Origin of the sequence: Rathayibacter sp. AY1B8, from assembly GCF_002932775.1 — a bacterium.
Classification (GTDB): domain Bacteria; phylum Actinomycetota; class Actinomycetes; order Actinomycetales; family Microbacteriaceae; genus Rathayibacter.
Genome location: NZ_PSWJ01000022.1, coordinates 1 through 23,863, shown reverse-complemented (window position 1 = coordinate 23,863; position 23,863 = coordinate 1). Strand labels below are relative to the sequence as shown.

Genomic DNA, 23,863 nt, shown 5'->3' with positions numbered 1-23,863 from the left:
GCGGCGACGGGCGCAGCGCAACGGCGGCGGCTCAGGCCGGGCGCGCCTCCGGCGACAGGTCGGGCGACTCGCGCACCCCGAACTCGTGCCGCAGCGCGCTGCGGGCGGCGTGCCAGCCGGCCATGCCGTGCACGCCCGGCCCGGGCGGGGTGGACGAGGAGCAGAGGTAGAGCCCCTTCGCGGGCGTCCGCCACGGGTCGGTCGTGGGGACCGGGCGCGAGAGCAGCTGCGCGACGCTCGCGGCGCCGGCGGCGATGTCGCCGCCCAGATAGTTCGGGTTGTAGGCCTGCATGTCGCGGGCGGTCATCGAGGAGGCGCCGATCACGCGGTCGCGGAACCCGGGGGCGAAGCGCTCGATCTGGGCGGTGATCGCCTCCTGCTGGTCGGCGGGCGAGTACCGGGGGACGTGCGTGTACGCCCAGAGGACGTGCTTGCCCTCGGGCGCCCGGGTCGGATCGGCGATCGAGGGCTGCGCCACCAGCACGTAGGGGCTGCGGCTGTGCCGACCGCGCTTCACGTCGCGCTCGGCGGCCGCGATCTCGGCGCGGCTGCCGCCCACGTGCAACGTGCCTGCGCCGGCGAGCTCCGGGTTCGTCCACGGCACCGGCCCGTCGAGGGCGAAGTCGACCTTGGCCACGCCGTTGCCGTAGCGGAAGCGCTGGAGGGCCGCGGCGTACGCCGGGGGCAGCCGGTCCCCCGCCATCGCGAGCAGCGCCGTCGGCGTGCCGTCGACGAGCACGGCGCGGGCCGGGGGCAGCTCGGAGAGCGAGGTCACCTCGACGCCGGTCTCGATGGTGCCGCCGTGCGCCCGGAGGTCGTCAGCGAGCGCGTCGACGATCGACTGGCTGCCTCCGATCGGCACCGGCCAGCCGCGCGCGTGGGCGTAGGCGCCGAGCGCCAGGGCGGCCGCGGCCGTCGACGGGCTCGGCATCGGGCGGATCGAATGCGCGGCGACCCCGGAGAACATCGCCGGGGCGACGTCGTCGCGGAAGCGCAGGTTCCACACCGGGGTGCCCTGCTCGAGCACCCGCAGTCCGAAGCGGATCAGCACGCTCGGGTCCGTCGGGATCCGCAGCAGCGCGTCGTTCGTGAAGCCCGCGACGCGGTCGGCCCGCTCGGAGAGAGGTCCCATCAGGGCGCGCCACGCCGCTCCGTCGCGCCCCAGCGCCTCGGCCGTGCGGTCGAGGTCGCGGTAGGCGATGCCCGCGCGGCCGCCGTCGAGCGGATGCGCGTACGAGATCTCGGGGACGACCAGCTCGATGCGCCGGTCGAGCCCGAAGGCGCGGAAGAAGCCGGACGCGAGCGCCATCGGGTGCACCGCCGAGCAGACGTCGTGGTGGAACCCGGGCAGCGTCAGCTCCGCCGTGCGCGCGCCGCCGCCGATCGTCTCGTTGCGCTCGAGCACGGTGACCGAGAGCCCGGCCCGCGCGAGCGTGACCGCGGCGGCGAGGCCGTTGGGCCCCGCCCCGATGACGACGGCGTCGACCACGGTCACTTCCTCCGCAGGGCCGAGACGACGCCCGCGGCGCCGGCGGCGAGGGCCGCGGCGGCCCCCGCGTAGCTCAGGGCGCGGTGGCGGATCATCCAGATCTGGGGCGTCATGGTGTGCGCGCGGTCGCTGAAGAGGCCGCGCGCGCCGTGATCGCCGGGGACCGGCTCGTAGACGTTGTTCGGCAGCATCGGCTCCGTCTTGTCGGGGGCCTGCTGACCGTCGAAGGCGCTGCGGGCGAGGTACCAGTCCATGAAGCGCCCGGCGAAGCGGTCGCCGAGGATGGTGCCCGCGGTCGGCTCGCCGACCCACGTGCGGCGGCGCGGCTTGTCGGCCACGTCGGCGATCGCGATCGCCCCCACCTCGGGCTCGTAGATCGGCGGCACGGGCTGCGGGTGGTGCGGCAGCTGCGACTTCACCCAGTTGAACTGGATGGTGTTGAGCGCCGGCATGTCGACCTCGGACAGGCGCACGCGGCTCTTCGCGTGCAGCAGCTCCGCGGTGACGGCCTCGGTGAAGCCTCGGGCGCCGAACTTGGAGGCGCAGTACGCGGCCTGCAGCGGGATGCCCCGGTGCGCGAGGGCGGAGCCGACCTGGATGACGTGCCCGCGGTCGCGCGGGGTCATCCGGGAGAGGGCTGCGCGGGTGCCGTTGACGAAGCCGAAGAAGTTGACGCCCACGGCGCGCTCGAAGTCGGCGGGCTCGGTCGAGAGGAACTCGCCGAAGACGCCGACCATCGCGTCGTTGACCCACAGCTCGATCGGGCCGAGCTCGGCCTCGACCCGGTCGGCCGCCGACTCGACGGCCTCGCGGTCGGCCACGTCGGTCGGGATGCCCAGCCCGCGCCGGCCCTTCTGCTCGATCTCGGCGACCGTGGCCGCCAGTCCGTCCTCGCCGCGCGCCAGCACGGCGACGTCCCAGCCGCGGGAGGCGAGCTCGCGGACCGTGGCGCGTCCGAGCCCGGCCGTGCCGCCCGTGACGACGGCGACTCCGCGGCTCATGCGCGGGCCTCGCGGGAGGAGGTCTCGAGGCGGGGGTGCTGCGTCATGGTGCGGGCTCCTTCGTGAGGGCGCGGTGTGCGTCGGGAGTCCCACGCTAGGCGGGAGCGGCGGCGCGGCGCGCGGGGTTGCGCCCGATCGGTGGAGAGCTCGGTGGATCCGCGCCCGGGGAGGAGAATCGCTCCCGACAGCTCCCGGCTCTCCTCCAGAGACCGCCGCCAGACTGACGCCCGCCCGAGCACCCTCCGACCGGATCGACGCATGACCTCTCTCCTCGACCTGAGCCTCGTCTCCGGCCCCTTCGTCGTCGCCGTCTACGTGCTCGCGATCGGAGCGCTCCTCCTCCTGCTCGCCGCCCACGTCCGCGCTCCCCGCCGCGGGCGCTCCCGACGCGGCGGGATCGCCGTCGCGGTCCTCCTCCTGGGCCTGATCGGCGGCGCCGCCCTGGCCGCCCTCGTCGACGGGCCCGACGGCCCGTTCGGCGTCGACTTCACGCCGGTCACCCGGGTCGCGATCGGCCTCGGGATCGGCGGATTGGGCGTCGCCCTGGTCGTCCTCGGGCACGCGATCGCCCGCCGCCGCGCGCGGGGGGTTCTCGCATCGCTCGCGGCCGGAGTGCTCGTCGTCGCGGCGGCCGCGATGACCGTCAACATCGACTTCGGCCAGTACCCCACGGTACGCAGCGCGCTCGGGATCAGCGCGTACTCCGACTCCTCCGTGCCGGTCGCCGCCGCGGACGGACCGCACTCGGACCTCGCGACCTGGACGGCCCCGGCCGGGATGCCCGCCGTCGGCTCGGTCTCGACGGTCGCCATCCCCGCCACCGCGTCGGGCTTCCCGGCCCGCGACGCCGTGGTCTACCTCCCGCCCGCGGCCCTCACCGCGACCCCGCCGCTGCTGCCGGTGATGATCATGCTCTCGGGGCAGCCGGGGTCGCCCTCCGATCCGCTCTCGACCGAGAAGTTCCAGCAGACCCTCGACGCCTACGCCGCCGCGCACGCCGGCCTCGCGCCGATCGTCGTGTCGCCCGACCAGCTGGGCGATCCGGACAGGAACCCGATGTGCGTCGACTCGCCGCTCGGGAAGTCGGCCACCTACCTCACCGTCGACGTCCCGAACTGGATCCGCGCCAACCTGCCGGTGCTCGGCGACGCGCAGCACTGGGCGATCGGCGGCCTCTCGCAGGGCGGGACCTGCTCGATCCAGCTCGGCGCCGGCCACCCGTCGCTCTTCGGCAACATCGTCGACGCCTCGGGCGAGCTCGCGCCGACCCTCGGCAGCGAGGCGGCGACGGTCGCGCAGGGGTTCGGCGGCGACCAGGCCGCCTACGAGGCCGCGAAGCCGGTGAACGTCCTCGCGGAGAACGCCCCCTACACCGGCACCGTCGCGATCTTCGGAGTCGGCGCAGAGGACACCTCGTTCCTCCCCGGGGCGAAGGCCGTCTACGCCGCGGCCGTCGCCGCCGGCATGAGCGCCACCTACCTCGAGGTGCCGGACAGCGCCCACGACGTCACGGCGTGGTCGGCGACCTTCGACAAGGGCCTCGAGATCCTCGCCGACCGCTGGAAGCTCGTCCCCGCCTCCTGAGCGGCTCCGTGCCTCAGGCGCTCTCGACCAGCCGGACCGCCGCCTCGATCCCGCCGCTCCACGGCGCCCCGTGTCCCGGGACCACCCAGCGCGCCCCGGTGGGCAGGAGCGCCCGGAGCGACGCGAGCGCCTGCTCCGGCTCGTCGGTGAAGGGCGCGGGCTGCGGACCTGTGCGACCGGTGAGCACGTGGCGGGTGGTCAGCCCGTCGCCGACGAAGACCGCGTCGGCCAGCGGCACGTGCACGGCGATGCTCCCCGGGGAGTGGCCCGGGAGCGCGATCACGCGGGGAGCGCCCGGCAGGTCGAGCGTCTGCCCGTCGTGCACCTCGACGACCTCGGTGAGCGGCGGGACCGTCGCGATGCCCTTCCGCAGCGCGTAGGCCGCGAAGCCGAGGAGCGGCAGGACGCGCAGCCGCGGTGTCGCGGTCCTCGGCTTCGCCCCGCCCTTCGCCCGCTCGGCGTCGGCGGCGTGCACGTGGACCGGCACGCCGTGGTCGCGGCGCAGGCGCTCGGCGAAGCCCACGTGGTCGGAGTCGCCGTGGGTCAGCACTACGCCGCGCACGTCGTCGAGGGTGCGGCCCATCGCGCGCAGCTCGGCCAGGAGCTCCGGCCAGAGACCGGGCAGGCCGGCGTCGATGAGGGTGACGCCCTCGTCGGTGTGGACGAGGTGGACGGCGACGATGTCGGTGCCGATGCGGCGCAGGTGGGGTCCGAGTTCCATGATGGCTACGCTAGTTAGCCATCATGGCTACTGTCAATAGCTATACTCGGCGCATGCCCACTCCCGACCGCACCTCCCTCGAGGCGATCGTGCGCGCCGCCGGCGAGCTCCTCGAGCGCGACGGGCTCGCCGGGGTCACGATGCAGGCCGTCGCACAGAGCGTCGGAGTCCGCGCCCCCTCCCTCTACAAGCGCGTCGAGGGACGCGAGACGCTGATCCGCCTCGTCGCCGCGGACGCCCTGACCGTGCTCGCCGACCGCCTCGCCGACGCCCCGGACGCCGCCGCGCTCGCCGACCGCCTCCGCGCCTTCGGCCACGAGCGGCCGGCCGCGTTCCTCCTCGTGATGGCCCCCGCTCCCGGCACGCCCGTCACCGCCCAGGAGTACCGCGACGCGGCGAGCGCCCGCCTGCTGGACCTCACCGCGCAGCTGGCGGGCGAGGAGGACGCCCTCGAGGCGGCGCGCACGCTGACCGCCTGGGCGACGGGGTTCATCGGGATGGAGATCACCGGCGCCTTCACCCTCGGCGGCGACGTGGAGAGCGCCTGGCGCTTCGGGCTGGGGCGGATCGTCTCCGCGCTCGCTCCGGCCGCGTCGCGCTGAGCGCCGCCGCTCAGGCCCGGCGGAGCGCCGCCTCGTCCTCGAGGAACCGCGGACGGCACGCGACGATCCCGCTGACCAGCAGCACCGCCACTCCGGCGAACAGCAGCGCGTACGCGCCGCCCCAGTCCCCCTGCACCTCGTAGAGCACGCCGATCAGCAGCGGACCGAGGCAGGCGAGCCCGTAGCCGAGCCCCTGCGTGGCGCCGGAGAGGGTCGAGGAGCCGGTGGTCGTCCGCGTCCGCGCGTTCACGAGCGTCAGCGTCATCGGGAACGTGCTGACGCCGAGCCCGAGGCAGACCACCCACGCCACGGCACCCTCCAGCGGAGCGACGACGAGGCCCGCGTAGCCGACGGCGAGCAGCACGCAGCACACCACCACGACCACGACCGGGTTGCGCATCCCCAGAGTCAGCGGCGGCACCACGAAGGCGGCGGCGAGGCCGAACACCGAGAACAGCGCCAGCAGCGCCCCGCCCTGCGCCGGATCCGCGCCCGCGTCGACGAGGATCGTCGGCAGCCAGGTGATGATCCCGTAGGTGTGCAGACCGGTCATCCCGAGCATCAGCACCATCGCCCAGAGCAGCGGCGTGCGCCACGCCCCGTCCACGCGGCCGCCGGCGGCGGCCGGAGCCGCCCCGCCTCCTCCGCGGGCCGCGAGCGCCGCCCAGAGCAGGCAGGCCGCGGCCGTCATCACGGCCCAAATACCGATCGCCCAGCGCCACCCCGCTGTCGAGGCCAGCGGCACCGCGACCAGCGGAGCGACGAACTGGCCCACCTGCAGCAGCGCCAGGTAGAGCGAGCTGACCGTCTTGATCCGCTCGGCGAAGTACCGCTTCACGATCGGCACGATGAGCACGTTCGTGGTGCCCACGCCCGCGAAGGCGACGACGGTCGAGAGCACCAGAGCGACCGGGCTCGGGCTGAGCGCGCGGAGGGCGATGCCCAGTGTGGTCACCAGCGTCGCGATCGCGAGCGTGCGCTCCAGGCCGATCCGGCGCGAGACGGCCGCGGCGACGAAGCCGAAGACGGCGAAGGAGGCGGTGACGATCGTCCCCAGCGCCCCGTAGAGCGAGGGCCCGAAGCCGAGATCGGCGCCGATCGTGTCGAGCAGCGGGCTGAAGCCGGTGACGGCGGTGCGGAGGTTCAGCGCGGTGATCGCGATGGCGGCGAGGGCCAGGAGGGCGGTGGCGCGGAGCGTCGGTGCTGCGGTCATGGAGTCCCCGAGAGATAGGATGATGGGATGAATCCTGGCGAGTCTAGCCCCGCGGCGCCGTTCCAGCGCGAGAGCGTGATCGACCACGTCACGGCGCTGTTCCACGAGGAGATCCGCTCCGGCCGCTGGGCCGTCGGCGAGCGGATCCCGGTGGAGGCCGAGCTCGCCCGCTGGACCGGCGCCGGACGCAACTCCGTCCGCGAGGCCGTCCAGGCCCTCGTGCAGGCGGGCCTCGTGCGGCGGGAGCAGGGGCGCGGCACGTTCGTCACCGCGCGCTCACAGCTCGCCGAGTCGCTGCGCCGCCGCATCCCGAGCGCCGCCCGCCGGGAGGGCCTCGAGCTGCGGTTCGCGATCGACGGGGCGACGGCCGCGCTGGCGGCCGAGCGCCGCACCGGGGAGGACGTCGCCGCCCTCCGTGCCCTGCTGGCCCGCCGGGCCCGCTCGTGGGAGGCGCCGGAGCTCGCCGAGCGGATCGCCGCGGACACCGCGCTGCACCGGGCCGTCGTCGTCGCGACCCACAACGACCTGTTCGTCGAGCTCTACGACGGCCTCACCGGCATGTTCGAGTCGGTGCTGGAGGAGGACGTCGTCGGCGAGGAGGACGTGCACGCCCGCCAGCACGCCGAGCTGGTCGAGGCGATCGCCGCGGGCGACGCCGAGGGGGCGCGGCGCCGGATCGAGGAGCTGCTCGCGCCGCTGCTGGCCGAGGCGCAGCAGGGCGGCGGCTGAGGAGGATCCTCCGAGGCGGGCGGCACGCGCTCACGGCCGGCGTCGTGCCGCCTGGCGAGCGGTATCCGATGAGAGGGATCAGCCCCGCGGACGACGGGTCGACCAGAGCGCCCACGCCACCAGCAGCGGCTGGAACGCGAGGCGCACGGCGCGCTTGCGGTCGGTGTCGAGCCCGAAGGCGCTCGTCCGCGTCACCCACTGCGAGACGTTGCCCGGGAAGATCGCGGTGAAGAAGGCGGCGGCCGCGGCTCCGACCAGCGGCGCCCGGCGGCGCGCGAGCACCAGCGAGGCGCCCAGGCCGATCTCCACCACGCCCGAGGCGAGCACGACCGCGTCCTTGTCCAGCGGCACCCACTCGGGCACCTGCGCCTGGAACTCCTCCCGCTTGCGGGTGAGGTGGCTCACCCCCGCGAAGAGGAGGGCGGAGCCGAGGAGCACCTTGGCGCCGGTGCGGAGGAGGGAGGGGGAGGAGGATGTCATGGCTCCATCGTTCCCGATGCGGGCCGCCGCCGCCGACGTGGCGCGGCCACTGCGCACGAACGTGCCGGTGTCGGAGGCGGCGCCTAGTCTGATCGCGTGACTGACCGCATCCTCGTCCTCACCACCGGTGGCACCGTCGACAAGGAGTACTCGCTCGCGGGCGAGCTCGAGATCGGCGCCCCGATGGTGCCGCGCCTGCTCGCCCCGGTGCTCACCACGCTCGAGTTCCGCGTCGAGGAGGTCCTCGCCAAGGACAGCCTCGAGCTCGACGACGCCGATCGGGCCCTCATCCGCGAGCGGGTGCTCGCCGCCGAGGAGGACCGGATCGTCCTCACCCACGGCACCGACACGATGACCGCGACGGCCGAGGCCCTCGGCGTCGTCCGCGATCGGGTGGTCGTCCTCACCGGCGCGATGCAGCCCGCACGGATGCTCGACAGCGATGCCGCGTTCAACCTCGGCACCGCGGTGGCCGCCGTGCAGCTGCTGCCGCCGGGCGTCTACCTCGCGATGAGCGGGCGGGTGCTGCCCGCCGGCTCCGTGGTGAAGGACCGGTCGATCGGGGTGTTCCTCCCGGCCTGAGCCGGACCAGGATCGAGGGGCGCCCGCGGACGGGCTCCCGGCCGGACCGGCGTCAGGCCTCGGCGAGCTCCGCGGTGCAGGCCGCGCAGAGCCCGAAGACGTCCACGACGTGGTGCGCGTCCGTGAAGCCGTTCTGCGACGCGACCGAGCGCGCCCACTCCTCGACCTCGTCGGCCGCGATCTCGACCGTCAGCCCGCAGCGGCGGCAGATCAGGTGGTGGTGGTGCGTCCCCGGCGTGCAGGCGCGGTAGAGGCTCTCGCCCTCGGGCGACTGCAGCGAGTCGGCCTCGCCCTCCACGGCCAGGTCCGAGAGCGCGCGGTAGACCGTCGCGAGCCCGATCGGCGAGCCGGAGGCGTGCAGCGCACTGTGCAGGCCCTGGGCGCTGACGAAGTCCTCGCGACGCCCGAGGGCCTCGCGCACCGCCTCGCGCTGCCACGTGTTGCGCTTGACCACTGGACCACCTCCACTCCGCACGACCCGGGCCACGCTACCGCCCCCCGCCGACGGCGAGCCGGGAGCGCCGGACGCCCTTGCGGCCGATGATCCGGCAGACCGCGTAGATCGCGAACGAGATCGTCGTCACGTAGGGGCTGATCGGGATCGATCCGCCCAGCGCGAGCAGGATGCCGCCCACCAGCGCGCCGACGGCGAAGAGCACGCTCAGCAGCGGCACGACCACCGGCGAGGCGGACAGTCGCAGCGCCGCGGCCGCCGGCGTCACCAGGATCGCGAGCACGAGCAGCGAGCCGACGATCTGCACCGAGACGGCGACCGCGAGGCCGAGCAGGAGCATGAACGCGATCGAGAGCGCCCGGGTGGGGATGCCGCGCGCGGCCGCCACGTCGGCGTCGACGCTCGCGAAGGTGAGGGGGCGCCAGATCAGCGCGAGACCGACGAGGACGACCACCGAGATGCCGATCAGCCACCCGAGCTGCGGGTCGTCGACCGCGACGATCTGCCCGGTGAGCAGGCCGAACTTGTTCGCGCTGCGGCCCGGGTAGAGGGCCAGGCAGAGGATGCCGATGCCGAGTCCGAAGGGCATCAGCACCGCGATGATCGAGTTGCGGTCGCGGGCGCGCGAGCCGAGCACGCCGATCAGGACGGCCGCGATCAGCGAGCCGACGATCGATCCCTCGACGACGCCGACGCCCAGCAGCAGCCCCGCGGACGCCCCCGCGAACGAGAGCTCGCTGATGCCGTGGACCGCGAAGGCCATGTCGCGCGACATCACGAAGACGCCGATGAGCCCGCCGACCACTCCGAGGACCGCGCCGGCGATCACCGAGTTCATCAGCAGCGACAGCAGCGCTCTGTAGTCCGAGAAGTCGAAGATCTGCGACCAGACGTCCGTCACGACTGCCCCTCCTCGTGCTCGTGCACGTGCGAGTGGTCGGGGGCGCCGACCACGATGACCCGGCCCCGGGCGCGGATCACGTCGACGGGTGCGTCGTAGAGCTCGCTGAGCACCTCCGAGCGCAGGACCTCGTCGGGGGTGCCGATCCGGAACCGGCCGCCGGCGAGGTAGAGCACGCGGTCCACCATGCCGAGCACCGGATTCACGTCGTGCGTGACGAAGAGGACGCCGAGGTTCCGCTCGCGGCGGTGCCGGTCGATCAGCTCGCTGACCGCCCGCTGGTGGGCGAGGTCGAGCGCGATCAGCGGCTCGTCGCAGAGCAGGAGCGCCGGGTCGCCCGCGAGCGCCTGGCCGACGCGGACGCGCTGCTGCTCGCCGCCGGACAGGCTGCCGATGGGGGCGTCGGCGAAGGCGGTGGCGCCGACGGCCTCGAGCAGCGCGTCGACGGCCGCGCGCCGGGAGCGGGAGGGCAGGGGCAGGCCGAACCGGTGGCCGTCGATCCCGAGCCCGAGCAGATCGCGCGCGCGCAGCGGCGTGCCCTCGTCGGCGAGCTTCTGCTGCGGGATGTAGCCGATGCGCCGGTTGCCGCGGTGCACGGGCTCGCCGAGCACCTGCAGCTCCCCCGCGCTCAGCTGCTGCTGGCCGAGCACCGCGCGCAGGAGGCTCGTCTTGCCGGAGCCGTTCGCGCCGAGCACCGCGACGAACTCGCCGGCGCGCACGTCGAGGTCGACGCCGCTCCACAGCTCGCGGTCGCCGAAGCGGAGGCCGGCGCCGCGCAGCCGCAGCACGGACGCCGAAGGGCCCGCCTCCGGGGAGACGGGCCTGGTCGGGGAGTCGTGGCTCACTGGGAGAGGGCTCCCTCGATCGCGTCGAGGTTGGCGGTCATCCAGCCGGTGTAGTCGTCGCCCTCGGGCAGCGTCTCGGTGACGGGGACGGCCGGGATCCCGGCGGCCTTCGCGGCGTCGAGCACCGCGTCCGTCTGCGCGCCCTCGGTCTGCTCGTTGTAGATCAGCGCGTCGACGGCCTTGCCGGAGAACAGCGCCAGCGTCTCCTGGAGCGTGGTCGCGGGGACGTCGGTGCCCTCCTCGACCGCCTCGCTGAAGGCCTCGGGAGTCGCGTCGGTCAGGCCGAGCGCATCGGTCATGTACAGCGGGACGGGCTCGGTGATCGCGATGGAGCGGCCGGAGAGCGTGCCCTTCAGCTCGCCCTCGCGGGCGATCAGGGCGTCGAGCCCCTCGTCGAGGGTGGCGAGATTGGCGGAGTAGGCGGAGGCGTTGTCGGGGTCGAGCGCGGCGAGCTCGTCGCCGATCCGCCCCGCGACCTCCTTCATCACCGAGAGGTCGTACCAGACGTGCTCGTTGAACTCCGCGTGCTCGTGCCCGCCCTCCGACTCCTCCTCCTCCGCGTGGTCGTGGACGTCCTCCAGGCCGGCGATCACGGTCGCCGTGATGACGGGGGCCTCGGTGCCGGCCGCGCTGATCATGGTGTCGAGGAAGTGGTCGTAGCCGCCGCCGTTCTCGATCACGAGGGTCGCGCCGGACACGGCGAGCTGGTCGCGGGCGGTGGCCTCGTACTCGTGCGGGTCCTTGTCCGGGCTGTCGATGATGCTGGTCACCTCGACCAGGTCGCCGCCGATGCTCGAGACGAGGTCGCCGTAGACGTTCGTCGACGCGACGACCTTCACGGGCCCGCCCGCGGCGGCGGCGGCGGAGCTGTCGGAGGCGCTGCCCGCTCCGGAGCAGCCGCTCAGGGCGAGCGCGGTGCCGCCGAGGAGGGCGGTGAGGGCGAGGAGGCGGGTCTTCACGGTGAGCCGATCTGGGTCAGGGGCCGGGCGGGTGCCCCCACGCTAACGGCTATTGATAACGATTGTCAAAATCGTGCAGAGGCGCCCGCCGGTCATCCGCGGACACACGCGGACACGGGGCGACACGCGCCTCGCTCCGGACACCTCGCCCCTGGCACAGTCGCTGCACACCGCCCCCCGACGAGACGAGGACACCGTGACCACCACCGCACCCACGACCGCCGGCGCCGACGCCGCGACGACGATCGGCGCCGCCGCCGAGCACTGGTCGGCCGCACCCCGGCCCGACTCCCCTGACGCCTGGCTCGTCCGCGCCGAGGAGGTCGCCGTCGTGCTCGCGACCGACGCCCTCGAGCGCGACCGCGCCGGCGCCGCCCCCTTCGCCGAGGTCGCCCTGCTCAAGGCGGCCGGCCTCGTCACGCTGCTCGGGCCCGCCGAGCACGGCGGCGGCGCCCAGGAGTGGACCACCGCCCTCCGCGTCGTCCGCACCGTCGCGCGCGGCGACGGCTCGATCGGCCAGCTGCTCGGCTACCACTACCTCTGGGCCTGGGCGGCCCGCCTCGTGGGGACCCCTGAGCAGATCATCGCGGTGGAGCAGCTCGCGACCGAGGGGGACCTCCTCTACGGAGGCGCGGTGAACCCGCGCGACTCCGACCTCACCGTGCGGGAGGAGGGCGACGAGCTGGTCTTCACCGGCCGCAAGTCGTTCTCGACCGGCGGCGTGGTCAGCGACCTGACCGTGCTCGAGGGGGTGCTCGAGGGGACGGACACCCACCTCTTCGCGATCGTCCCCACCGATCAGGAGGGGATCGTCTTCGGCCGCGACTGGGACAGCCTCGGCCAGCGGCTCACCGAGTCCGGCTCCGTCGAGATCCGCGGCGTCCGCGTGCCGTGGGCGGCGGCGGCCGGCTTCGTCGACAAGGTCTACCGTCCGCTCGTCTACAACACCCTCAACGTGCCCGTCATCCAGCAGGTCTTCGCCGAGTTCTACCTCGGCATCGCGCAGGGAGCGCTCGAGCGCGCGGCGCAGTACACCCGCGAGCGCACCCGGGCCTGGCCGTACGGCGGCGACGACAAGGAGCGCGCCGGCGACGAGTGGTACGTGCTCGAGGGATACGGCGACCTGCAGTCCCGGCTCTGGGCCGACGAGGCGCTGATCGACGCGACGGGGGCCGCGCTCTCGGCCGCGCTGCACGCTCCGCGCGAGGAGCTGACGCCTCGGCGCCGCGGCGAGATCGCCGTGCGGATCGCCGCGGCCAAGGCGCGGATCGTGGAGGACGGCCTCGCGACGGCGACCCGCGTCTTCGAGCTGACCGGCGCCCGCGCCTCCGCCAGCTCGGTCGGACTCGACCTCTACTGGCGGAACCTCCGCACCCACTCCCTGCACGATCCGCTGCCCTACAAGCGCCGCGAGGTCGGCGTCTTCGCCCTGCTCGACACCGTCCCCGAGCCCAGCTGGTACACCTGATCGGCCGCGGGGCGCGTCCTGCTCCGGCGGCGCGCTCCGCCCGCACGCCGCCCCGGCGTCGATCCGCGACAGGCCGGAGCGGAGCCCCGGGGTAGCGTGAGGGCCGAGCGGAGGGAGGACCGTGGCCGTCACGCTGCACGACGTCGCCCGCGCCGCCGACGTCTCGATCAAGACCGTCTCGAACGTGATCAACGATTATCCGCACGTGCGCCCGGCCACCCGCTCCCGGGTGCAGGCGGCCATCGCGCAGCTGGGCTACCGCCCCAACCTCTCCGCGCGGAGCCTGCGCCGCGGCCGCACCGGCGTGATCGGCCTCGCCCTGCCGGAGCTGAGCCTCCCCTACTTCGCCGAGCTCGCCGACAGCGTGATGCGCGCCGCCGACGAGCGCGGCCTGACGGTGCTGATCGAGCAGACCGGCGGCGACCCCGAGCGCGAGCGGAGCGTCCTGGCGAGCGAGCGCCGGCAGCTCACCGACGGCCTGCTCTTCAGCCCGCTGGGCCTCGCCGACGAGGACGCACTCGCGGTCGGCTTCCCCCTGGTGCTGCTCGGCGAGCGGATCTTCACCGGGCTGGTCGACCACGTCACCATGCAGAACACTGCGGCGGCGCACGCGGCCACCGCGCACCTGCTCGCCTCCGGAAGGCGCCGGATCGTGGCGCTCGGGACGCACCCCGACGCCGCTGTCAGCTCGGCGTCGCTCCGCCTCGAGGGCTACCGCGCCGCGCTCGCCGAGGCCGGTATCGCCTACGACGAGCGGATGATCGGCGTCTCGGGCCCGTGGCGGCGCTCCGGCGGCGCCGAGGCGATGCGCCGCGTGCTCGCCTCCGGGCTCGACTTCGACGCCGTGTTCGCGCTCAACGACACCCTCGCGCTCGGCGCGGTCCGCGCGCTCCAGGAGGCGGGGGTCCGCGTCCCCGAGGAGGTGGCGGTGATCGGCTTCGACGACATCGACGAGGCGGGCTACTCCTCCCCCAGCCTCTCCAGCGTGGACTCGGGGCGCGACGAGATCGCGCGGACCGCGGTCGAGGTGCTGCAGGCCCGGATCGAGGGCACCCGCACCGGCCCGGGGACGCTCCACGAGGCGGCGTTCACCGTGGTCGCCCGGGAGTCGACCGCGGGCCGTCCGATCGCGGAGGACCCGCCGGTCGGCCGGGCGTCGGCCGGGGCCTAGGCGCAGGTCCCGCTGCCGCAGATCTCGCGGCGGATCCACGCGCCCGCGTCCGCGACGGCCAGCTCGCCGCGGCGGAGGAGCCGGCTCCACTCCACGGCCCGCGTCGTCAGCCGGTCGTCGGCCGAGCCGCGGACGTCGCCGCCGACGGTACGGAGGAACAGGTGCGCGAGCGGGCCGCCGAGGTACAGCGTGGCGCCCGCGACGCCGGCGAAGTGGCGGGCCTGGCCGCGGGTGCCGTCGTCGTAGGGGCGGCGGAAGCCCTTCCCCCGGACCCGGTTGCGGCCGCCGTGCGCCAGGTCGAGGGCGCCGAGCGGAGCGCTGCGGATGCCGGCGACGTCCTTCGCGACGGCCGCGAGGAACGCGCGCGGGCGGGGATGCGACGCCGCGAGGGCGTCGGCGCGGTCGGCGAGCTCGGAGCAGGCGTCGGTGACGGCATCGGAGGAGGGCACCCGCCCAGTCGAGCACAGGTGCGCTGAGCGGCGGCGGGGAGACGCGACGATCGAAAAGGTCTGCCGCCGTCGGCAGCGGCGAGCAGCGAGGCAGGAGGGGGCCGGTGCCGCTCTTGACAGCGGCCGAGCCGGGGCGGACCATCGTGTACAACGTTAGAAAGACCGCTCGCCGCCGAGCCCGCTGCGGGAGCCCGAAGCCCGAAAGGCCCTCATGACCGACGCCCCCGCCGCCACCGCGCGCATCAGCCTCGACCCCGCCGCGGTCGTCGCCCCCGTCACTCCGCGCCTCTTCGGCTCGTTCGTCGAGCACCTCGGCCGCTGCGTGTACGACGGCATCTACGAGCCCGGCCACCCCGCCTCGAACGAGGACGGCTTCCGCCTCGACGTGGTCGAGCTGGTCAAGGAGCTGGGCACCACGACGATCCGCTACCCCGGCGGCAACTTCGTCTCGGGCTACCGCTGGGAGGACGGCGTCGGCCCGCGCTCCGAGCGCCCCCGCCGCCGCGACCTGGCCTGGCACTCGCTCGAGACCAACGAGGTCGGGCTGGACGACTTCGCGAAGTGGGCGGAGCTGACCGGCAGCGAGATCATGTACGCCGTCAACCTCGGCACCCGCGGCGTCCTCGAGGCGCTCGACGTCCTCGAGTACGCCAACGGGCCGGCCGGCACCGCTCTCGCCGACCAGCGCATCGCCAACGGCGGGACCGAGCCCTACGACATCCGCATGTGGTGCCTCGGGAACGAGATGGACGGCCCCTGGCAGGTCGGCCACATGAGCGCCGACGACTACGGCAAGCTCGCCTCCCGCACCGCCAAGGCCCTCAAGATCGCCGACCCCTCGCTCGAGCTGGTCGTCTGCGGCTCGTCGAGCTCGTCGATGCCGACCTTCGGCGAGTGGGAGCGCGTGGTCCTCGAGTACGCGTACGACGACGTCGAGTACGTCTCGTGCCACGCCTACTACCAGGAGTACGACGGAGACCTCGGCTCCTTCCTCGCCTCCTCCCTCGACATGGAGTACTTCATCGCCACCGTCGCAGCGACGGTGGACCACGTGAAGTTCAAGCTCAAGAAGACGAAGGACATCAAGCTCTCCTTCGACGAGTGGAACGTCTGGTACCTCGAGGAGTGGCAGGCCAAGGAGAAGGCCGACGCCGAGGGCGACCAGAGCACCCGCGAGTGGGCCTACGCCCCGCGCCTGCTCGAGGACGTCTACTCCGTCGCCGACGCCGTCGTCCTCGGCAATTTGATGATCACGCTGCTGAAGAACTCCGACCGGGTCACCTCCGCCTCCCTCGCGCAGCTCGTCAACGTGATCGCGCCGATCATGACCGAGCCGGGCGGAGCCGCGTGGCGCCAGACCACGTTCTTCCCGTTCTCGACCACCGCGCGCCTGGCCTCCGGCTCGGTGCTGCGCCCCCGGATCGACGCGGGGACCTACTCGACCGCCCGCCACGGCGACGCTCCGCTCATCGACTCCGTCGCCACTGTCGACGAGGGCCGCGCGGCCGTCTTCCTGGTGAACCGGTCGCAGACGGAGCCGATCGAGGTCACCGTCGACGTCAGCGGCCTCGGAGTCTCGAGCATCGCGGAGGCGGTGGCCCTGTTCGACGAGGACCCCTACGCGAAGAACACGCGTGACGACCAGAACCGCGTTCGCCTGCGCGAGGCCCCGGCGACGCTCGAGGACGGCGTGCTGACGCTGACCCTCCCGCCCGTCTCGTGGACGGCGGTCGCGCTCACGGCGTAGCGGCGTCCGACCCGCGGGACCGCGTCCGGCCTCCCGGAGCCGCGCGGACCCGCGGGTCCCGTCGGGAACCGTCCCGGCTCAGGCCGCGGGCCGCAGCGGGGAGGAGGCGCTCGAGCTGGTCCGCGAGGTCGTCCGCCACCCCCACGAGTACGTGGCGGGGATCGGGCTCGACAACCTCGAGACGGCGGGTCCGCCCGAGCGCTTCGCCGACGCCTACCGCCTCGCCGGAGAGGCCGGCCTGGGCCGGACCGCCCACTCCTCCGAGCACGCCCCGACCGCGGCCAACACGACGACCTGCCTCGATCTGCTGGGCTGCGACCGGATCGACCACGGCTACTTCGTCCTCGAGGACCCCGCCGTCGTCGAGCGCGTCCGCGAGCAGGGCGTCGTGTTCACCGTCGCCTCGACGACCTCGCGCCGCTCCTGGCGGCCCTGGCGGCGCTCGTCCATCCGGGCGATGCTCGACGCGGGACTGCGGGTCGTGCCCTGCTCCGACGATCCCGGGGTGTTCCCGACCACGCTCGCCGACGAGTACCGCCTCGCCGCCGGCCCGATCGGCGCGACCGCCGGTCAGCTGCGCGAGATGGCGCTCACCGGAGCGGAGGCCTCCTGGCTGCCCGCCGACGAGAAGGAGAGTCTGCGCGCGTCGTTCGCCGCGGAGCTGGACGCGCTGGACGCGGAGTTCGGGCTCGTCTGAGGCCCGGGACGCGACGGGCTCCCCGCCCTGACAGAGTGGACGGATGAGCCCCCTCCCCGATCCCCTGGCCTTCGACCTCGAGGCGCTGCGCCGGGAGGTGCTGCCGGACGACGGGGGCGAGGTCGACGACAGCATCCCCGCGCTCGCGGACGCCGACCCGGGTCTGTGCGCGATCGCGCTCGTCCTGCCCGACGGGTCCGTCCGCGCGAGCGCCGACGCGGAGTCGCGGTTCAGCATCCAGTCGGCCGTGAAGCCGTTCCTGTTCGCGCTCGCGCTCCTCGACACCGGCGGTGACGCGCTCGACCGCGTCGGCATCGAGCCCACCGGCGAGGCCTTCGACGCCCTCACGCTCGAGAGCGGCACCGGGCGTCCGCCGAACCCGATGGTCAACGCGGGAGCGCTGCTGACCGCCGCCCTGGTCGACGGGGGCGACGCCGACGGCCGGAGCGAGCGGATCCTCCGCGGCCTCTCCGCCTTCGCCGGCCGCCCGCTCTCCGTCGACGAGAGCGTCGCCGCCGACGAGCACCTCCTCGGCGACCGGAACCACGCCCTCGCGCACCTGATGCGCGCGGAGGGCACCCTGCACCGCAGCGCCGACGACGCCGTCTCCGCGTACGCCCGGGCGTGCGCCGTGCTGGTCGACGTCCGCGACCTGGCCGCGATGGGCGCGACGCTCGCGTTCGGCGGCGTGCACCCGGGGACCGGCGAGCGGGTCGTGCCGGCCTCGGTCGCCCGCGACGTGGTCGCGGTCATGGCGACGTGCGGCGTCTACGACGGCTCGGGCCGCTGGATGCGCGCGGTCGGCGTCCCCGCCAAGTCGAGCGTCTCGGGCGCCCTCGTCCTCTCCGCTCCCGGTCGCCTCGGCGCCGCCGTCGTCAGCCCGCCGCTGGACCCCCAGGGCACCAGCGTCCGCGGCGCCCGCGTCGCCGCCCGCCTGAGCGACGCCCTCGCCCTGCACTCCTTCGCGGTCGCCCCCCGCTGACCGCTGCCGTTCCCCCGCTCTCCCCGCTCCACGAAACGCCCCACCTCGTACAGCCGACCGCGGAGCGGATGACGACGAAGGAGGAATCCGCCCGATCGAGCACCGCCCAGCTCACCGCCGAATCGCGTTCCAGCGATTCGCCGTAGCGGTACGCTCCCCGCTCCACGACACGCCCCCACCTCGTACAGCCGACCGCGGAGCGGATGACGACGAAGGAGGAATCCGCTCAGTCGAGCAGCAGCGCCGGTTCCTCCAGCACGCTGGCGACGTCGGCGACGAAGCGGCTGACCACGTCGCCGTCGACGACGCGGTGGTCGAAGGAGCCGCCGACCGTGGTGACGAAGCGGGGGCGGACCTCGCCGTCGACGACCCAGGGCTTCTGCTTGATCGTGCCGAGGGCGATGATCGCGACTTCGCCGGGGTTCAGGATCGGGGTGCCCGTGTCCATCCCGAAGACGCCGATGTTGGTGATGGTGATGGTGCCGTTCTGCATGTCGGCGGCGGTGGTCTTGCCGTCGCGGGCGTCGAGGGTGAGCTTCTCGAGGGCCTGGGCCAGTTCGAGGAGGCTCATCGACTGGGCGTCCTTGACGTTGGGGACGAGCAGTCCGCGCGGGGTGGCCGCGGCGATGCCGAGGTTGACGTAGTGGCGGACGACGATCTCGGTGTCGGTCCAGGCGGAGTTGACGGTGGGGTTGCGGCGGACGGCCCAGATGATGGCCTTGGCCATGATGAGCAGCGGCGAGACCTTGACGCCGGCGAAGTCGGGCGAGTTCTTGAGGCGCTTGACGAACTCCATGGTGCGGGTCGCGTCGACGTCGACGAAGACGCTGACGTGGGGCGCGGTGAACGCGCTCGTCGACATCGCGGCGGCGATCGCCTTGCGGACGCCGCGCACGGGGATCCGCTCCTCGCGGTCGTCGCCCCAGGCGGGGGTCTGGATGTTGCGGAAGACGCTGGCCTGGGAGGCGTGGCGGATGACGTCGTCGCGGGTGACCTCGCCGGCGAGGCCGGTGGCCTGCACCTCGAGGAGGTCGACGTCGAGGTCCTTCGCGAGCTTGCGGATCGGCGGCTTCGCGATGACGGGTAGCGCGGCGGCGGCCGGCACGGAGGCGGGCCGGGCCGGGGCCGTCGGGCGGGCGGCGGGCGCGGCGGCCGAGGCGGTGGCGCCCGGTCGGCGGCGGCGGGTCTGGACGTGTCCGCCGGCGGTGCCGTAGCCGACGAGCGCGGCTCCAGAGCCCTCGCCCGGCTCGGTGGTGGATGGGGCGGGCGGAGCGGCGGCCTGCGCGGGGTGGGCCGGGATCGCGGGCACCTCGGAGCCGATCGAGCCGGCTCCGGCCTGGACGGTGATGATCGCGGTGCCGACGTCGACCGTCTGGCCCTCGTCGACGAGCACGTCGACCACGGTGCCGCTGAACGGCGAGGGGAGCTCGACGAGCGACTTGGCGGTCTCGATCTCGACGAGGACCTGGTTGACGGCCACCTCGTCGCCGACCTTGACCTTCCAGGCCACGATCTCGGCCTCGGTGAGGCCCTCGCCGACGTCGGGGAGGAGGAACTGCTCTGTCATCGGGGGGACTCCTGTGGGCTCGTGCGGGCGGATGTCGCGCGCGTCAGTACGCGAGCGAGCGGTCGACGGCCTCGAGCACGCGGTCGACGTCGGGGAGGAAGAGCTTCTCGACCTTGGCGGGCGGGAAGGGGGTGTCGAAGCCGGCGACCCGGAGGACCGGCGCCTCCAGCGAGAAGAAGGCGCGCTCGGTGACGGTCGCCGCGATCTCGGAGCCGAGGCTCACGTTCGCGGACGCCTCCTGCGCGACGACGAGCCGACCGGTCCTGCGGACCGACGCGAGCAGCGGCTCCCAGTCGATCGGGGAGAGCGAGCGCAGGTCGACGACCTCGACGCTCGTGCCCTCCTCGCCCGCGAGCTCGGCGGCCTGGAGGAGGACGGCGACCATCGGGCCCCAGCCGACCAGCGTGACCTCGGTGCCCTGGCGGACGACGCGGCTGGCGTGCAGCGGCGCGGCGGACCCGCTGAGGTCGACGTCGCCCTTGGGCCAGTAGCGGCTCTTGGGCTCGAAGAACATGACGGGGTCGTCCGAGGCGATGGCCTCCTGGATCATCCAGTAGGCGTCGTTGGGAGTCGACGGGCTGACCGCGCGCAGGCCCGCGGTGTGCGCGAAGTACGCCTCGTTGCTCTCCTGGTGGTGCTCGACCGCTCCGATGTGCCCGCCGTAGGGCACGCGGATGACGACGGGCATGGTGATCGCGCCCTCGTGGCGATTGGTCATCTTGGCCAGCTGCGAGGTGATCTGGTCGAAGGCCGGGTAGATGAACCCGTCGAACTGGATCTCGCAGACCGGGCGGAAGCCGCGCATCGCGAGCCCGATCGCGGTGCCGACGATGCCGGACTCGGCGAGCGGCGTGTCGAGCACGCGCTTCGCCCCGAACTCGGCGTGCAGGCCCTCGGTGATGCGGAAGACGCCGCCCAGGGGGCCGATGTCCTCGCCCATCAGGAGGACGCGGTCGTCCTGCGTCATCGCGCGGCGGAGGCCGGCGTTGAGCGCCTTGGCCATGGACATGGACTCGAGCTGCGACCCGGTGAGGGGCGGCTGCGCGGCCGTCGTGCTGGTGTCGATCGTCATCACTCGCCTCCGAACGATTCTTCGTAGCGCTGCAGCCACGCCTTCTGCTCCTCGACGAGCACGTGCGGCTCCGAGTAGACGTGGTCGAACATGACGCCCGTGGGCGGGACCTCGAGGGCGAGGAGGCGGCGGCGGATGTCGGACGCGAAGTCCTTCGCCTCCTCGTCGACCTCGTCGAAGAAGGACTGCTCCACGCCCTCGCTCCGCAGGAACGCGGCGAAGCGGGTGATCGGGTCCTTCGCGACCCACGAGGCGAGCTCGTCGTCGGTGCGGTACTTCGTCGGGTCGTCGCTCGAGGTGTGCGCGCCGATCCGGTACGTCAGCGCCTCGATGAACTGGGGACCGCCGCCGGAGCGCGCGTCCTGCAGGTGCTTGGCGGTGACCGCGTAGCTCGCGAGCACGTCGTTGCCGTCGATCTGCACGCCGGGGATGCCGAAGCCGGAGGAGCGGAGGTAGAGGGGGCTGCGCGACTGCGTGGCCACGGGGACCGAGATCGCGTAGTGGTTGTTCTGGAGGAAGAAGACCTCGGGAGCCTGGTAGCTCGCGGCGAAGACCATCGCCTCGCTGACGTCGCCCTGGCTGGAGGCGCCGTCGCCGAAGTAGACGACGACGGCCGCGTCCTTCTCGGGGTCGCCCGTGCCCGTCGCTCCGTCGAGGGTGAGGCCCATCGCGTAGCCGGTCGCGTGCAGGGCCTGCGAGCCGAGCACCAGCGTGTAGAGGTGGAAGTTCCCGTTCGTCGGGTCGGTCGGGTCCCAGCCCCCGTGCGTCGTGCCGCGCAGGAGCGCGAGGACGCCGAGCAGGTCGATGCCGCGGATCTTGCCGACGACGTGCTCGCGGTAGGAGGGGAACACGTGGTCCTGCGGGCGCATCGCGAACGCGGAGCCGACCTGTGCCGCCTCCTGGCCGTGGCTCGGGACCCACAGTCCGAGCTGGCCCTGGCGCTGCAGGTTCGCGGCCTCGGTGTCGAAGCGGCGGACCACCGCCATCTCGCGGTAGAAGGAGCGGTGCTGCGCCTCGTCCACCCCGTCGAGGTAGGAGGCGTACTGCTCGGCAGCGGGGGTCGGCGAGAACCGCCCGTCCGCGGAGAGGAACTGGACAGTCGGCGACTCCGTGCTGGTGGCTACCACCCGACTAACCTATCCGTCTCGCGGGGTGGCCCTCGGGGAGGGAAGCCACAATCTCGGCCGCCGCGCTGAGGAGCTTGTCGACAGAGCGCGCCTCGCCGACGGAGACGCGGATCCCCTCCGGCGGGAACGCGCGGACCACGACTCCGGCGCGCTCGAAGACCTCGGCGGCCCGCGCCGTGTCCTCGCGGGTGTCGAACCAGAGGAAGTTCGCCTGCGACTCCGGGATCGTCCAGCCCTGGTCGAGCAGCGCCCGCCAGAGGTCGTCGCGGAGGCGGGTGATGCGGTGGACGCGCTCGAGGAGCTCCTCGCGGTGCTCGAGGGAGGCGACCGCCGCGGTCTCGGCGAACCGGGTGACCGAGAGCGGGATGGCGGTGGAGCGGGCGGCGTCGAGGATCCGCGCGTGGCCGATCGCGTAGCCGACGCGGAGGCCGGCGAGGCCGTACGCCTTGGAGAAGGTGCGGGCGATCACGAGGTTCGGGTAGCGGCCGAGCAGGCGGGTGCCGTCCACGGCCCGCTCGTCGTCGACGAACTCGGCGTACGCCTCGTCGAGGAGCACGAGGACGTCTCCCGGGACGCGCTCGAGGAGCGCCTCGACGTCGTCGGCGGTGGCGACGGTGCCGGTGGGGTTGTTGGGGCTGCAGACGATCAGCAGGCGGGTGCGCTCGGTGACGGCCTGAGCCATGGCGTCGAGGTCGTGGGTGTCGTCGGCGCGGAGCGGCACGCGCACGCTGGTGGCGCCCGCGGTCGTGACGAGCGAGGGGTACGCCTCGAACGAGCGCCAGGCGTAGACGACCTCGTCGCCCGGGCCCGCCGCCGCGGTGATGAGCTGGGCGATGACCGCGACGGAGCCGGCTCCGACGATCACCTCCTCGATCGGGACGCCGTACTCCGCGGCGAGCGCTGTGCGCAGGGCGGTCGCCGCCGCGTCCGGGTACCGGTTGAAGTCGTCCACCTCGCGGACCCGCGCGAGCACGGAGGGCAGCGGGTCGAACGGGTTCTCGTTGGAGGAGAGCTTGAAGGCGTCGGCGGCGGCCGCGCGGCCCTGCTTGTAGGCGGGGAGCGCCAGGATCTCGGGGCGGAGGCGGACGGGAGGCTCCTGCTGGTCGGTCACCCGCCCCATGCTAGGCGGCGCGGCGGCGGGCGCCCCGCCGTTCCGCGCGCGCCGTCCCCCGCCCTCGACGGGCGTGCGCCGGGCCCCCTTCCCACCGGTCGAGCGCCGCCGGTGCGGCCCGGAGGTGCGGCCGACCCGGGTCTCGGATGCGCGAACCGCCCCGCTGACCGGCGCCCACGGCGGCCGTCCCCCGATTAGGGTGCAGTGATGCGGAGTCGAGGGCGAGCCGAGCGGCGCGGGGGTGCGCGCCCGCTCCTCCGGGGCGCCACGGCCGCGATCGCCCTGCTCGTCGCCGCCGGCGCGCTCACCGGATGCACGCCCTCCGCGGAGGGCACGCAGGCGACCCCGACTCTCCGGGAGACGTCCATCGACGTCGCCGCTCCCCCGGCCTACACCGCCGCGCGCGAGGCCGGCCTCGCGCTGCGGAACGACTCGCTCGCGCTCCTCACCGCGACCGACGGCACCGTCGCGGGCGCGGCCCGCACCGATCTGCTGGTGGCGATCGGATCCCTGAACGCAGCGCTCGAGGGAGTCTCGGCCGACGCCATCACCACCGCGACGACCGCGGCCGGGGAGCAGCGGACGGCGCTGGCCGAGCGCGTGCTCGGCCTCGCCACGTCGACCCTCGCCTCCGGTCGCGGATCGACGTCCCGGCGGGCGGTGCTGACCGACGCGGTCGAGCAGCTCCGGAGCGCTCTCGCCTCGGGAGCCGCGGTCGCTCCGCTGGCCGTCGCCGTGATCGAGGCGCGCGAGCCGCTCGTCCCGGAGCCGGGCAGCGGATTCGCTCCTCCCCCGCGCCCCGCGCCTCCCGCAGCTCCCCGGCCGACCAGTGCGCCCGAGCCGACCCAGGAGCCGACGCCCGATCCCCCGGCTCCGGAGCCGGGGGATCGGGCGTCGGCTCCTGGGTCGGCT

At 74.0% G+C, this 23,863-nt stretch carries 23 protein-coding genes and 1 pseudogene; 10 read left to right on the top strand and 14 right to left on the bottom strand.

Features of this window, described 5'->3' with window-relative positions; genetic code table 11:
- Nucleotides 1-31 precede the first annotated feature (31 nt).
- Together C5C63_RS12820 and C5C63_RS12815 are read right to left on the bottom strand one after the other, a co-directional pair.
- Nucleotides 32-1,489, bottom strand: a complete 1,458-nt coding sequence (locus tag C5C63_RS12820) for a phytoene desaturase family protein (protein WP_374954100.1) — start codon at nt 1,487-1,489, stop codon at nt 32-34.
- A gap of 2 nt (nt 1,490-1,491) precedes the next feature.
- Entirely contained in the window at nt 1,492-2,490 is a 999-nt protein-coding gene (locus C5C63_RS12815) for an SDR family oxidoreductase (RefSeq protein ID WP_104233564.1), read from the bottom strand.
- Nucleotides 2,491-2,748: 258 nt separating this feature from the next.
- Between C5C63_RS12815 and C5C63_RS12810 the strand changes: the two genes are divergently transcribed.
- Complete coding sequence (locus C5C63_RS12810; protein WP_104267834.1) at nt 2,749-4,074, top strand: esterase family protein; 1,326 nt, start codon at nt 2,749-2,751, stop codon at nt 4,072-4,074.
- A gap of 13 nt (nt 4,075-4,087) precedes the next feature.
- On the opposite strand, the gene C5C63_RS12805 is transcribed toward C5C63_RS12810, so the two are convergent.
- Nucleotides 4,088-4,795: an MBL fold metallo-hydrolase gene (locus C5C63_RS12805; protein ID WP_104251043.1), complete on the bottom strand. Its 708-nt coding sequence runs from the start codon at nt 4,793-4,795 to the stop codon at nt 4,088-4,090.
- A 53-nt stretch (nt 4,796-4,848) separates the two neighbouring features.
- On the opposite strand from C5C63_RS12805, the gene C5C63_RS12800 reads away from it, so the two are divergent.
- On the top strand, nt 4,849-5,397 hold the full coding sequence (locus C5C63_RS12800; RefSeq protein ID WP_104267833.1) for a TetR/AcrR family transcriptional regulator: 549 nt from the start codon (nt 4,849-4,851) through the stop codon (nt 5,395-5,397).
- Between the two features lie 10 nt (nt 5,398-5,407).
- Here the strand turns inward: C5C63_RS12800 and C5C63_RS12795 are convergent, their stop codons facing one another.
- Entirely contained in the window at nt 5,408-6,610 is a 1,203-nt protein-coding gene (locus C5C63_RS12795; protein WP_104267832.1) for an MFS transporter, read from the bottom strand.
- 27 nt (nt 6,611-6,637) lie between these two features.
- Between C5C63_RS12795 and C5C63_RS12790 the strand changes: the two genes are divergently transcribed.
- Nucleotides 6,638-7,339, top strand: coding sequence for a FadR/GntR family transcriptional regulator (locus C5C63_RS12790; RefSeq protein WP_104292768.1), 702 nt, complete (start codon nt 6,638-6,640; stop codon nt 7,337-7,339).
- A 78-nt stretch (nt 7,340-7,417) separates the two neighbouring features.
- Here C5C63_RS12790 and C5C63_RS12785 read toward each other — a convergent pair whose 3' ends face one another.
- On the bottom strand, nt 7,418-7,819 hold the full coding sequence (locus tag C5C63_RS12785) for a hypothetical protein (protein ID WP_104224540.1): 402 nt from the start codon (nt 7,817-7,819) through the stop codon (nt 7,418-7,420).
- 96 nt (nt 7,820-7,915) lie between these two features.
- Between C5C63_RS12785 and C5C63_RS12780 the strand changes: the two genes are divergently transcribed.
- Entirely contained in the window at nt 7,916-8,401 is a 486-nt protein-coding gene (locus C5C63_RS12780; RefSeq protein WP_104224541.1) for an asparaginase domain-containing protein, read from the top strand.
- Between the two features lie 52 nt (nt 8,402-8,453).
- Here C5C63_RS12780 and C5C63_RS12775 read toward each other — a convergent pair whose 3' ends face one another.
- Genes C5C63_RS12775 through C5C63_RS12760 form a run of 4 tightly spaced genes read right to left on the bottom strand, consistent with a single transcriptional unit; the run spans nt 8,454 to nt 11,560 of the window.
- The gene (locus C5C63_RS12775) at nt 8,454-8,855 is read right to left on the bottom strand and encodes a Fur family transcriptional regulator (protein WP_104238381.1); all 402 of its coding nucleotides are present in this window, start codon (nt 8,853-8,855) and stop codon (nt 8,454-8,456) included.
- A gap of 34 nt (nt 8,856-8,889) precedes the next feature.
- Entirely contained in the window at nt 8,890-9,693 is an 804-nt protein-coding gene (locus tag C5C63_RS12770) for a metal ABC transporter permease (protein WP_104224551.1), read from the bottom strand.
- A gap of 59 nt (nt 9,694-9,752) precedes the next feature.
- A complete protein-coding gene (locus C5C63_RS12765; RefSeq protein WP_104227225.1) occupies nt 9,753-10,601 on the bottom strand; it encodes a metal ABC transporter ATP-binding protein in 849 nt (282 codons plus the stop codon).
- Nucleotides 10,598-11,560: a metal ABC transporter solute-binding protein, Zn/Mn family gene (locus C5C63_RS12760; RefSeq protein ID WP_104317335.1), complete on the bottom strand. Its 963-nt coding sequence runs from the start codon at nt 11,558-11,560 to the stop codon at nt 10,598-10,600. The genes C5C63_RS12765 and C5C63_RS12760 overlap by 4 nt, the downstream gene beginning before the upstream one ends.
- 196 nt (nt 11,561-11,756) lie before the next feature.
- On the opposite strand from C5C63_RS12760, the gene C5C63_RS12755 reads away from it, so the two are divergent.
- Nucleotides 11,757-13,028, top strand: coding sequence for an acyl-CoA dehydrogenase family protein (locus C5C63_RS12755; protein ID WP_258065460.1), 1,272 nt, complete (start codon nt 11,757-11,759; stop codon nt 13,026-13,028).
- A 121-nt stretch (nt 13,029-13,149) separates the two neighbouring features.
- Nucleotides 13,150-14,199 (top strand): LacI family DNA-binding transcriptional regulator, encoded by a 1,050-nt coding sequence (locus C5C63_RS12750; RefSeq protein ID WP_104224545.1) that lies wholly within the window; start codon nt 13,150-13,152, stop codon nt 14,197-14,199.
- On the opposite strand, the gene C5C63_RS12745 is transcribed toward C5C63_RS12750, so the two are convergent.
- Nucleotides 14,196-14,648: a hypothetical protein gene (locus C5C63_RS12745; protein ID WP_104224546.1), complete on the bottom strand. Its 453-nt coding sequence runs from the start codon at nt 14,646-14,648 to the stop codon at nt 14,196-14,198. The two genes, C5C63_RS12750 and C5C63_RS12745, sit on opposite strands and share 4 nt — an antisense overlap.
- 211 nt (nt 14,649-14,859) lie before the next feature.
- Here C5C63_RS12745 and C5C63_RS12740 point away from each other — a divergent pair, with 211 nt between their 5' ends.
- From C5C63_RS12740 to glsA, 3 genes are all read left to right on the top strand, one after another.
- Nucleotides 14,860-16,395 carry an alpha-N-arabinofuranosidase gene (locus C5C63_RS12740; protein WP_104326181.1) on the top strand — a complete coding sequence of 512 codons (1,536 nt, stop codon included), beginning with the start codon at nt 14,860-14,862 and terminating at the stop codon, nt 16,393-16,395.
- 115 nt (nt 16,396-16,510) lie between these two features.
- The gene (locus C5C63_RS12735) at nt 16,511-17,092 is read left to right on the top strand and encodes a hypothetical protein (protein WP_104326180.1); all 582 of its coding nucleotides are present in this window, start codon (nt 16,511-16,513) and stop codon (nt 17,090-17,092) included.
- 43 nt (nt 17,093-17,135) lie between these two features.
- Nucleotides 17,136-18,074, top strand: coding sequence for a glutaminase A (gene glsA, locus C5C63_RS12730; RefSeq protein WP_104326179.1), 939 nt, complete (start codon nt 17,136-17,138; stop codon nt 18,072-18,074).
- 226 nt (nt 18,075-18,300) lie between these two features.
- Here glsA and C5C63_RS12725 read toward each other — a convergent pair whose 3' ends face one another.
- From C5C63_RS12725 to hisC, 4 genes are all read right to left on the bottom strand, one after another.
- Nucleotides 18,301-19,641, bottom strand: a complete 1,341-nt coding sequence (locus C5C63_RS12725; protein WP_104292763.1) for a dihydrolipoamide acetyltransferase family protein — start codon at nt 19,639-19,641, stop codon at nt 18,301-18,303.
- A gap of 43 nt (nt 19,642-19,684) precedes the next feature.
- A complete protein-coding gene (locus C5C63_RS12720; RefSeq protein WP_181027250.1) occupies nt 19,685-20,650 on the bottom strand; it encodes an alpha-ketoacid dehydrogenase subunit beta in 966 nt (321 codons plus the stop codon).
- A gap of 62 nt (nt 20,651-20,712) precedes the next feature.
- Entirely contained in the window at nt 20,713-21,840 is a 1,128-nt protein-coding gene (locus C5C63_RS12715) for a thiamine pyrophosphate-dependent dehydrogenase E1 component subunit alpha (protein ID WP_104226633.1), read from the bottom strand.
- A gap of 4 nt (nt 21,841-21,844) precedes the next feature.
- Nucleotides 21,845-22,960 carry a histidinol-phosphate transaminase gene (gene hisC, locus C5C63_RS12710; RefSeq protein ID WP_104226632.1) on the bottom strand — a complete coding sequence of 372 codons (1,116 nt, stop codon included), beginning with the start codon at nt 22,958-22,960 and terminating at the stop codon, nt 21,845-21,847.
- A gap of 198 nt (nt 22,961-23,158) precedes the next feature.
- Between hisC and C5C63_RS17290 the strand changes: the two are divergent.
- A pseudogene (locus tag C5C63_RS17290) lies at nt 23,159-23,863 on the top strand (hypothetical protein); the annotation flags it as partial.